The sequence below is a fragment of the Nitrobacter sp. 62-23 genome, from assembly GCF_001897285.1.
Lineage (GTDB): Bacteria > Pseudomonadota > Alphaproteobacteria > Rhizobiales > Xanthobacteraceae > Nitrobacter.
Genome location: NZ_MKSM01000044.1, coordinates 1 through 10,569, shown reverse-complemented (window position 1 = coordinate 10,569; position 10,569 = coordinate 1). Strand labels below are relative to the sequence as shown.

Annotated in this window: 8 protein-coding genes and 1 pseudogene; 5 read left to right on the top strand and 4 right to left on the bottom strand. The window is 60.3% G+C overall.

The features are described from left to right. On the bottom strand, positions 1-679 hold a 679-nt coding region (locus BGO16_RS04170), incomplete at its 3' end, for a molybdopterin-dependent oxidoreductase (RefSeq protein ID WP_292617338.1). Further along, on the bottom strand, positions 679-1,569 hold the full coding sequence (locus tag BGO16_RS04165; RefSeq protein WP_292617337.1) for a cytochrome c: 891 nt from the start codon (positions 1,567-1,569) through the stop codon (positions 679-681). The genes BGO16_RS04170 and BGO16_RS04165, both read right to left, overlap by 1 nt. An 846-nt stretch (positions 1,570-2,415) precedes the next feature. Here BGO16_RS04165 and BGO16_RS04160 point away from each other — a divergent pair. From BGO16_RS04160 to BGO16_RS04145, 4 genes are all read left to right on the top strand, one after another. After that, positions 2,416-3,162: a hypothetical protein gene (locus tag BGO16_RS04160; RefSeq protein ID WP_292617336.1), complete on the top strand. Its 747-nt coding sequence runs from the start codon at positions 2,416-2,418 to the stop codon at positions 3,160-3,162. A 156-nt stretch (positions 3,163-3,318) separates the two neighbouring features. Further along, positions 3,319-4,818 (top strand): glycosyltransferase family 39 protein, encoded by a 1,500-nt coding sequence (locus BGO16_RS04155; protein WP_292617335.1) that lies wholly within the window; start codon positions 3,319-3,321, stop codon positions 4,816-4,818. Between the two features lie 357 nt (positions 4,819-5,175). Beyond that, a complete protein-coding gene (locus tag BGO16_RS04150; RefSeq protein ID WP_292617334.1) occupies positions 5,176-7,158 on the top strand; it encodes a cbb3-type cytochrome c oxidase subunit I in 1,983 nt (660 codons plus the stop codon). Next, positions 7,155-7,772 (top strand): cytochrome c oxidase subunit 3, encoded by a 618-nt coding sequence (locus tag BGO16_RS04145; protein ID WP_292617333.1) that lies wholly within the window; start codon positions 7,155-7,157, stop codon positions 7,770-7,772. Before BGO16_RS04150 ends, BGO16_RS04145 begins: the two co-directional genes overlap by 4 nt. A 110-nt stretch (positions 7,773-7,882) precedes the next feature. Here the strand turns inward: BGO16_RS04145 and BGO16_RS04140 are convergent. Next, positions 7,883-8,633 (bottom strand): annotated as a pseudogene (locus BGO16_RS04140) (IS5 family transposase). A gap of 208 nt (positions 8,634-8,841) precedes the next feature. Between BGO16_RS04140 and cyoD the strand changes: the two are divergent. Beyond that, positions 8,842-9,147 carry a cytochrome o ubiquinol oxidase subunit IV gene (gene cyoD / locus BGO16_RS04135; RefSeq protein WP_292617332.1) on the top strand — a complete coding sequence of 102 codons (306 nt, stop codon included), beginning with the start codon at positions 8,842-8,844 and terminating at the stop codon, positions 9,145-9,147. 618 nt (positions 9,148-9,765) lie between these two features. Here cyoD and BGO16_RS04130 read toward each other — a convergent pair. Then, positions 9,766-10,512, bottom strand: a complete 747-nt coding sequence (locus BGO16_RS04130; RefSeq protein ID WP_292617331.1) for an SURF1 family cytochrome oxidase biogenesis protein — start codon at positions 10,510-10,512, stop codon at positions 9,766-9,768. Between the last annotated feature and the right edge of the window lie 57 nt (positions 10,513-10,569).

Below are 10,569 nucleotides of genomic sequence, written 5' to 3'. Positions count from 1 at the left end.
AGTCGGCGCTTTCGCACACGTCGGTCTGGTCGCCCCAGATTTCCGGGAACGACGTCGGCAGATCGGCGTACCAGTCGTAGAAGCTCATGTTCACGCCGCCGAAGAGCTGCAGGAAGCGAGAGCCTGCGGCATACGACAGCATCGACATCGCAGGGATCGGCGAGAAGCCCATCACCCGGTCCGGTCCATGCTTGCGCGCGGTGTACAAACAAGCCGCCGCAATCAGCTCGACCAGCTCTTCCCACTTGGCGCGGCGATAACCGCCCTTGCCGCGCGCCTTCTGCATGCGCAGGCGCTTCTGGTCGTCTCCGACCAGCGAGGCCCAGGCCTGCACCGGATCCGGGAACGAGGCCTTCGCCTCCTTCCACATATCGAAAAGCGGACCGCGGACGTAGGGATACTTGATCCGGATCGGGCTGTAGACGTACCAGGAGGCGGAGATGCCGCGCTGGCAGCCACGGGGCTCGTAAGGCGGCAGGCTGCGCTCAAGCAGCGGATAGTCCGTCTGCTGCATTTCCCAGGTAATGATTCCGTCCTTGACGTAGATCGCCCAGGAGCAGCCGCCGGTGCAGTTCACGCCATGCGTGCTGCGGAAGACGTTATCGTGGGACCAGCGGTTGCGGTAGAACTCTTCCCACTTGCGCTCCCGGGGATTAACGAGATCCAATATCCAGCTCATCAGTGTCTCCTCGGTGCATTCGTCCGGCCGCGCGGCCTGTTACCGTCAGTACCCTTAAATCTTCCAATCCAGCCGTCGGCATACGTACCCGTAAACCAACCACCGTTGTATGGACCCGTGCTTCGTCCAGTCGTAGGCGTAGCCATCATCGGACGCCGTACACCGAACTTTAACCGATTCCGCCACCGGAAGCCCGCGATCAAAAGCAGGACTGCGGCACCAAGCCCGGTCAGACCCGCCAGCTGCCAAATCGCCGAGGCCGAACGCACAGCCAGACCTTCCTGCGCGAGGAAGGCAGCGACGTCCGCACGCTCTTGCGGGGTCGGCGGTTGCTTCGACCAGACCGCTTTCATGGTCGGCGTGGGCAAACCAGCGAGCCAGGCGCTCAGTCCGCTCGTTCCACCGAGGCGCTTCGCCACTTCGGTCAAATCAGGACCAAGCCGGCCGCCGCCGAACGCTCCGAGACCACCGGTACTGTGGCAAGCCATGCAGGGCGGTCCGCCATTCGCAAAGCGATCATTGCCCGTGAACAGATCCTTGCCCCTTTCAGCATCGCCCTTGAGGGCAGGCGCCGCCGCGGCAGCAGACCCGCCGCCTCCGCCCGACCCCAGAAATGCAAGGATATTGTCAACTTCAGTGGAGCTGAGGCCCAGATTGGGCATCTCCATGCCATGGTATTTGGCGAGCAGCTCGACCGCGATCGGATCCTTTTTCGCGATCATCGCGTCCGGCGCCGAAATCCAGGAGTGCAGCCATTCGCCGGAGCGCTCCTTGGTGACGTTCTTCAGGTCGGGACCAACAAGATCCCCCCCGCCGATGGTGTGGCACGCGCCGCACGTTTTTGCTTCGAATAATTCCTTGCCGGCCGCTGCATCGGCCGCGTTAGCCACGCTCGGCAACGCTGCCCATATGGCTGTAGTCGTAGCTAGCGCAACAAGTGGCATCAAACGCCATGACGCTAGGGGCTTTTTGCTCATGATCCCTCGTCCTCAGATCCATATGATCGGGCGGGTGTTAAGGCTTATGTTAGATAGACGTTTCCCGCTCGTGACCCGCCGTTCTCAGACCCACATGATCGGCGACGGTAAGTTATGCTAGACTAGAATCGTTAGAAAGCGCAAGGGCGTTGATCCCAGAAATGTGTATTTTTTTCGCTTGCGATCGAGCACCGACTGCGATGCGATCGATTGAGTGCTGCGCTCGGGATCAATGCGCGGAGACCCCTTGTTTTCGCGGCCTGCGCGAGCACATCGACCATCTAAATATGCTACTCGGATAGCACTTCCTGCTCAGCTATTTATCAGGTACTTACTGGTAGATCCACCTGCGAGAAACGGCGCGGTGCAAGAGTGCGCGCAATGCGCGGGCAAATATTCGCACCGCAAATATTCGCACCGCATGCGCTGTCGGATCGGGGCGATCGAGATCGTTTTGACACCTGCCCGATTGCCCGAACCGTTGCCATATCGTTTCAATTGCGCGAAGTGCCTCGGTCCGAGGGCGGGGGACGATGCAGACTTGCGGAAACCGCCCGACCGTTGCGACTTTTGGCCACGCCCCGCGCGTGTCCGCAACAGGACAGAGCATTGCCGAGGATCCCGTTCCGTCGTTCATGGCGGACACGCCGGCCTTTCGACGCTGTCGGCCGTTACGCAATCGATCAATTACGTTGAAGCCCGGTGCGGAATCCTTAAACATGCACCGGAACTCCCTCCCCCCGACCTAGGAGAACATTCATGGCTAAGTCGCGCCTGCCCGCGTTCCTGGAGAACCATCCGGGTCTTGGCGGTCTTGACAACGTGGAAATGCCGCGACTGAAGCTGCTTCAGGCGTCGTCACCCGAACTTGCGCAATCTGACAACGCCAAACAGGGCGAATTTTGGCACAGCCTGCTCGGCCGAAGCGTCGGCTCGACCATTCGCATCTGCCCGGTTTTTATCAACTGGTGCTTCATCCTGTGGCGGCCACGGGAAGCGGGCGGCGGGATTCTCGCTCGCTCCGACGATGGCAAGCATTGGACGCCCGCCGATGCCGAGTTCACGGTCAAGCTCAAAAGCGGTGAAGAAGTGACCTGGCGAACCGGCCGCTCGGTGGCGGCATCGGGCCTGAATAAACGCGGCAGCTATAATCCGAACGATCCCAATTCGCCGCCGGCCGCCACACGCTTATATTCGATCGTATGTTCATTTCCGGATCACCAGAATTGGCCGCCCGCGGTCGTGACGCTGCAGCGAACCGGCGTCAAGGCGGCGACCAAGCTGATCGATCAATTAAAGATCCTGCGCGCCCCGTCTTTTGGCGTCATTCTGGAAATGTCCTCGGTCAAGGACGAGTCGCCGGCCGGCGAATTCAACAACTACGCCTTCGAACTGTACGGCCCGGTGGAAGACAAACCATTCTACGAGGAAAATTCAAGACAGTACCGTTTCTTCATCGAGCATGGCCTCAAGGTGAAAGACCTTGAAGACGCACAGGACGACTAGCCCGACGATGAATTCGCACTGAGCAAACGACGCGCTTCTCCGGCATCGTTGACACAATGCCGGCGCGCCGCTGTCCCTCTCGATGATGCGCGAATGCATCGGTCCCTGCACCCTCCCAGGAGTCCTGCCGTGGAGGTGAGTTCCTTAAGGAACACAATGGGTTCGGATCAGGCCAGTGAGCGCTCAGCCGTGGGACGGTTATGGGACATCGCGTTTGTCCCGGGCGAATGGATGCTCTCCCGCTTTTCCGGTTTGGACAGGTCACGATGGCCGGTTCTGTGGGTCATCGGCCTCTTTCTGGTTCAGGCCGTGCCCGCCGCCATCATCCGCGCGTCCAACCTCGAGGAAGGACGGATCATCGCCATCGCACGCGGTGCACTGGAGGATGGTCATTGGCTTACGCCATTCGTTTACGGCGAGAGATTCGCGGAGCGGCCGGTTCTCGTGTCATGGATAGCCGCGCTCCTTGGCGAAGCGACGGGAAGCGTGACGCTCTGGTCGTTGCGCATTCCTCACCTTTGCTTCTTCCTTGCCGGAACGCTGCTGATCTACAGCCTGCTTCGATCCGCCACCGGCAAAAGTGCCGCAATTTTCGGCGCGCTTTGCTGGATCAGCATGCCGGTCGTCGCGCCCAAATTCATCAACGCCGAACCTGACATCGTCCTTTCAGTCCTGCTGTTCGCCGCATTTTGCATCTGGTGGCAAGGCACTCGCAACAACAGCACGACGCCCCGACGATGGCTCTGCATCAGCCTATTGATCGCCCTCGCCGGCCTCACAAAGGGGCCGCAGGAAGTTGCTTACTTCACTCTCGGCGTCGGCGCCTACATCCTTTTGAAACAGCGTCATCAGATGCCGGCGTTTATCGCAGCGCACATTGGTGCCGGACTCGTCATCGGCGGCTGGTATGGCCTCGTTTATCGGCCAGGCGATATCGAGACCTGGCAAACTCATTCGCGTCTGGCGCATACCACCGCCGGCCTTTCGACGGTTCTCGGACATCTAGATTTCGTCAAGAGTCTGGCTGTTGAATTCCTGCCGGGTTCCATCCTGATTGGACCGGCGATCGTGATCGCCGTCCGAAAATGGCGACATTCGCGGGATGACCTGCTGCTGGCCGCGATACTTTACTCGGCGGCTTGCACGCTCATTCTCCTGGTCTGGCCGGGTAAAGTGGCTGCGCGCTACGCCATGCCGGGAACCATGACGTTGGCTGTCGTTTGCGGGCTGATGTTCGAGCACTGGCTTCACAGCCACCGCAAAGTCATCGTGTCGGCACTGGTTGTGACTTACGCGATTTTTGGCGGCCTGCTGGTTCGAAGCTGGATCGTCATGCCGTTCGCTCCGCAGTTGTTTCAGGAAAGCCGGCTGGCTGGCCAGGCGATTGCCGCCACCCTCCGGCAAAGACCGGGCCGTCTTTATGTCGTGAACGGAGATGCAACCAATCACAACATGCTGGTTTACGTGAAAGGACCGATCAGCGCGGTTTCGCTGGACGATCTGGCTGCACTGAACACCCCGGCAATGGCAGTTCTCCTTCCCGAGCACGAGCAAGCTCTGTCTCGGATGAAGCCCGCATTGCAATTGATCGACAAGGGTGACGTTGTCTGCGGGAAAGTCCGTTACAACATCGTCGAGATTATCCCTCCGGAATGAACCGGCCGATCTCTTCATCATGTTGAGCGAGGTCAAGTCGTCACAGGTCGCAACAGCGGTCCGCCCGTCCCGCGTTGTCGACTCTTGGACCTGATGCAACGACCCGGCCGGCCAGCCGATGTCACTTGCGGCAAGGCGCGCTCAGGGTCCAAGGGTCCAGGCACAGAGCTTGAAACGTATGAGATTAACAAGTATTTTCAATGATATAAGGAACATGCCAATCGCCCTTGGCGACCCGCCCGCAATTTCAATTGACCTCGCGGTCCTACCCGTTACTCTCGAAATGCTGGAGAATGCATCGCCCGGTTCCATCATAAACGCGACAGCATGGCTCCCTGTCTCTGAAGACCAATTGATATGCTCGGTAAGCTGACGATTGACGCCCTGCCGTTTTATAGCGGCATCGCCATGGCAGGTGCGCTGACCGTCGTGTGCACTGCACTAAGCGTGGTCGCGCTCATCACCTGGCTTGGTCGATGGCGCTATTTGTGGACCGAATGGCTGACGAGCCTCGACCACAAGAAAATTGGCATCATGTACGTGACGCTGGCGCTGATCATGCTGGTGCGCGGCGTCATCGATGCCCTGATGATACGCACCCAGCAGGCGTTCGCATTCGAACCGCACGGCTATCTGCCGCCCGACCATTTCGACCAGATCTTCACGTCTCACGCCACCATCATGATGTTCTTCGTGGCGATGCCGTTCGTGCTCGGCCTGCTCAACATCGTCGTTCCGCAGCAGATCGGCGCGCGGCGGGTGGCGTTTCCATTCATGAATGCGGTGGGGCTGTGGCTCACAGCGTCCGGCGCCGCCTTGGTGATGATCTCGCTGGTTATCGGCAAGTTCTCGACCGCCTACTGGACCGCCTACCCGCCCCAGTCGGGAATACAGTTCAATCCGGGCGTCGGCGTCGATTACTGGATCTGGGCGGTCCTGCTCAGCAGCATCGGCTCGATGCTGGCGGGAATCAGCTTTCTCGTCACGATCGTCAAGCGACGCGCGCCGGGGATGCGACTGATGATGATGCCGCTCTTTACCTGGGCGGCGCTGTGCACCAGCATATTGATCATATTCGCCTATCCGGCCCTGATCGTTGCCGCTGCCCTGCTTGGACTCGACCGTCACCTCGGCACGCACTTTTTCACCGGCCTCCAGGGCGGCGGCAACGTCGCAAACTATGTCAGCCTGTTCTGGACCTGGGGCCATCCACACGTCTACATCCTGATCCTGCCTGCGTTCGGCATCTACTCAGAGGTGGCGGCAACCTTCTCGGGCAGGAAATTGTCCGGATACAATCCCCTCATCTACTCCACTGTGGCGATCACAGTGCTCTCGTTGGTCGTCTGGCTGCATCATTTCTTCACCCTCGGGTCGGGCGCCGACGTCAATGCCTTCTTTGGCAGTGCGGCGCCGCTGATCGCCGTGCCGACGATCGTGACGATCGCGGCCTGGTTGCTCACGATGTATCGGGGCCGCGTGCAATTCTCGGTGCCGATGCTGTTCACGCTCGGGTTCATCGTGACGTTTCTCGTCGGCGGCGTCTCCGGTTTCCTGTTCGCGGTGGCGCCGGCCAGTATCCACGACACCACTTTCCGGGTGGCGCACTTCCACAACCTGCTGATCCCCGGGGCTCTGTTCGGCTATTTCGCCGGCTACCAGTACTGGTTTCCCAAGGCGTTCGGCTTTCGCCTTGATGAGAAATGGGGCCGGCGCGCTTTCTGGTGCTGGATCGTCGGCTTCTGCCTGGCTTTCTTGCCGCTGTATGTTCTCGGCCTGATGGGTATGCCGCAGCGCCTCAACCGCAGCGATGTCGCCGACTGGCAGCCGTATCTGATCGTCGCCCAGTGCGGCGTTGTACTGATCCTGTTCGGCATCGCCTTCCTGGCCGTCCAGATCGCCGTCAGCATCCGCGACCGCGCCGCGCTTGCGGTCCCGGGCGGTGACCCCTGGAATGCCAGGACGCTGGAATGGGCGACCGCCTCGCCGCCGGCGGCCTATAACTTCGCCGTTGTGCCCGAGGTCCATGACATCGATCCATGGTGGACCATGAAGCAGGAGAAAACGGGCGGTCGCCGACCCTCCCGCTTCCACGATATCGTCATGCCCGGCAACAGCAGCGCCGCAATCGTGCTTGGCGCGATGTCGTTCGTCTTCGCTTTTGCCATGATCTGGTACATCTGGTGGCTGGCCGCCGTCGGCGGGTTGGGCATGTTTGCCGCGCTCCTGTGGCAGACATTCCATGACCGTGCCGGACACCGCATCCCGGCGAGCGAGGTCGAAGCCATCGAGAACCATCGCGCCGTATCCTGCGTAGTCGCAGTCGGGGCGACGACGTGACCGACGCTGACGTGACCGCAGACGACGACAATGAGACCGGAGCCACGGCGGTCCAGCGCGCCATCGAGGAAAAAACCTACGGCTTCTGGATCTGGCTGATAAGCGACGCGATCATCTTCGCGCTGCTCTGCGCGATCTTTGTAGCGATGGCGCACAGCACGGCCGACGGGCCGGCCGGGCACACGTTGTTCAGCCTCCGGCACATCTTCGCCCAAACCATGGTGCTGCTGGCGAGCAGCGCGACGTTCGGCTTCGCCAGCGTTGCAATCGCAGCCGGACGCGGTCGGCGCGCGGTGCTCTGGCTGGGCGTGACGTTCCTGCTCGGATCAGGCTTCATTGCCGCCGAGATCGCCGAATTCCACAGCATGGCCATCGCCGACGCAGGCCCATGGCGAAGCGGCTATCTCTCGGCCTTCTTCACGCTGGTCGGTGCTCACGGCGCTCACGTGAGTGTCGGCCTGGTGTGGATCGTCCTGTTGGGATGCGAGGTCATGTTGCGCGGGGTGACCCCGTTCGCCGCGTCGCGGGTCCATCGGTTGGGCCTGTTCTGGCATTTCCTCGTGATGGTCTGGATCAATATCTTCTCCCTCGTCTATCTCCCGGCGTTTCTCTAGGGTCTGTTCCAACTGCGTTGAACCAGACCCGTCGCTTATCTTTTTGTTTGAGCATGATCTTTTCCGAAAACCGGTTTCCGCTTTTCGGAGCCATGCTTTAGGCTCCAGACTCAATTGGTCCACCCGGTTATGACAGCGGCGATATTGACGGCCGCTTCGAGAGTTGCGCGCCAGCTTGTCGCAGCGGGTGGCGATGCGGCGCCAATCCTTGAGCCTGCAAAACATGCGCTCGATCCGGTTGCGCAGTTATAGACGTCGGTGTCGAAGGGATGGGTTCGCTTTCGCGTTGGGTTGTTCGGGATGACCGGAATGGTCCAGCAGTGGCGCAGGAAGAGCCGAAAGCCGCTACGGTCGTAAGCGGCCTCGGCGACGCATAAGCGTGCCGCTGACAACCCGGAGAGCAGGGGCAAAACAACGCGAAGATCACCGCGTTGTCCGGGAGTTATCTCGATAGTGAGAGGTCGGCCATGGCCGTCGACGACGGCGGGGATTTTGGTCGTGCGCCTGCCGCGTGAGCGCCCAATCGCCTGTTCCTCCGCCCCCTTTTCCGCCCGCTGCCGAGCGATGCGCCTTTGCTATCGTGCTGTCGATCATGTGCACGTCATTCGGGCTGGCTGTTGCCAAGGCGCGAAACAGCTTCTGCAACAGGCCGCGCGCCGACCATCGATGAAAGCGATGATAGATCGTCGTCGGGTCATAGCATGAAGGGCAAGCCTGCCCGCGACAACCGGCCCTCAACACATGCACGCTCCCGCTGATCACGCGGCGATCATCGACCCGGCGCGCTCCGGGGCGGTTCTTCGGAAGCAACGGGCCGATCGCTGCCCATTGCGCATCGCTTAGCCAAAACTCGTTCGCCATCGTCAAGCCCCGTGCCGAGCTTGACCCTGCTTTGCTCCATAACCTCAATATTCTGATCGAGTGTGGAGCCTAAGGGTCTTTCACCGCTTCATGGAAACGGTGAAAGACCCTTGATTTAACACGTTTTTTCTTCACGCGAACCGGATTTCACTTCGCTCGAAAACGCTCTAGCATGGCAGCCGCGCCGCCATCACCGGACGGACCCGCCATGCAGCATCGCAAGGACGTCACGACGAAGTCATGCCTCGTGGGGATCGCCCTCGCGTCAGTCCTGACCGCTATTCCATTCGGTCTCGTCGCCGCTCGCGCGCTGCCGCCGACGCAGACCTTTGCCATCATCGCCGTGACTGCGATTGCACAAGTTGTCGTCCACTTGCTGTACTTCCTGCGCATCGACCTGAACTCATCGTCGCAGAACAGACTGGTCATGCTCGGCTTCGCAGCCGTCGTGCTTCTTATTCTGGTTGGCGGCACGCTGTGGATCATGTTCGACCGCTATTATCCCCTGACGTAGGCGGCGGCGATGCGACCACGATATTTTGGAATGCACATGAGCGGCGAATCCTGTTTTGCTAGGCCGCGTCGCATGAGTGTTTGAGATTGGTGAAGACCTGCTCGATCGGATTGAGGACCGGACTGCAGGGCGGCAGAAAAATGCGACGTGTGCCGGCGGCGCGGGATCACATTGCGAGCTGCGGCCTTGTGGCCGCAGGGCTCGGAAATGTCCGTTTAATGGCATCAATCGACCACTACCGACCACTCGGCGCGAATCGGCCCTTCATGGATGTTCGTCCAACCCTCTCCGCGGAACACTCAAGCTAGCTATAGCCACTCAAGCTAGCTATAGCCTCGCAACCTCAGATCTCGATTCAAACCGGAATCGGGACTTCATGGCTTTGATTTAACGCGTTTTCTTCAAGCGAACCGGCATCCATCCCGGGTCGGACCCGGCGAATGCTCCGCTCGAAAGCGCTATAGCCGATCGAGCGAGTTAATCTCCTATCGAAGCTTTGCGGCTTATGTCGACCAGTTCGGCGTGCGCGCATCGAACTGACTTTTGCCGAGTCCGAGGGTTCGTTCCGAAAGATGCGCATAAGCAAGCGCAGGGAACGTTTTTCGAGCTATTTGCGAACTATATTGAGCGCCGCTGATTGCGCCACCACACGCCGAAGGCGAACATCACTGCGGCCGCGAGGCCAAACCAGGTGATGGCGTATTGCAGGTGATCGTCTTTCAGATGCACGTCGAGCGGACCAGGCTTCGGGATACCACTCGCGGGCACCGGCGTCTCGAGGTCGATGTAGAAGGGGGCGACGTTTTCCCAGCCGAGGGTCTGAGCCATCGCGCCGATATCACGGGAGAACCACAGCCGCTTGTCACGGGTGGGTGATGGCGTCAGCAGACCGGCCTTTTCCGGGAAGCGGAGATAGCCAGTCATTGCGACCGGCTGACCGGTCACCAGCGGACTCACGGCGCGGTCCTGCTGGCTGCGATCCTGCACGGTGTTTGGCACGAAGCCCGCATTGATAACGACCGTGCCGCCATCGGGCAACCGCGCCGGCAGAAATGCCCAGGTGCCGACCCCGACGTCCGGGCGCACCGCCGAGGCGAAGGTGTAAACCATCGCGTCGGGCCGCGACTCGTAGGTCGCGGAAAAGCTCACGCGGCGAAACTCGTCTTTGTCCGGAGACAAGGCCGCCCAGTCTGACGGGTTCGGCAATGCGGATGGCTTTTCTGCAAGACGCTCGGAGAGGACAGCGATAAGAGCATGCTTTTCGGTCCGACGCTGCAATTGCCACACGCCAAGCCCGATCAGCACAGCGATCATGACCAGCGTAAAGACGCCAAGGCCTTTTTGGTGGCTTGGAGTATTTGTCATTGGTTTTTGTGGATGGGTCTGGCTTCTGCGGCTTTGTGGTGGAACTGGAGGCTGATG

Excerpts from the sequence above, each read along its gene's own strand:
- BGO16_RS04155 (WP_292617335.1), top strand. The coding sequence starts at position 3,319 with ATGGGTTCGGATCAGGCCAGTGAGCGCTCAGCCGTGGGACGGTTATGG.
- cyoD (WP_292617332.1), top strand. The coding sequence starts at position 8,842 with ATGCAGCATCGCAAGGACGTCACGACGAAGTCATGCCTCGTGGGGATC.
- BGO16_RS04150 (WP_292617334.1), top strand. The coding sequence starts at position 5,176 with ATGCTCGGTAAGCTGACGATTGACGCCCTGCCGTTTTATAGCGGCATC.
- BGO16_RS04130 (WP_292617331.1), bottom strand. The coding sequence starts at position 10,512 with ATGACAAATACTCCAAGCCACCAAAAAGGCCTTGGCGTCTTTACGCTG.
- BGO16_RS04160 (WP_292617336.1), top strand. The coding sequence starts at position 2,416 with ATGGCTAAGTCGCGCCTGCCCGCGTTCCTGGAGAACCATCCGGGTCTT.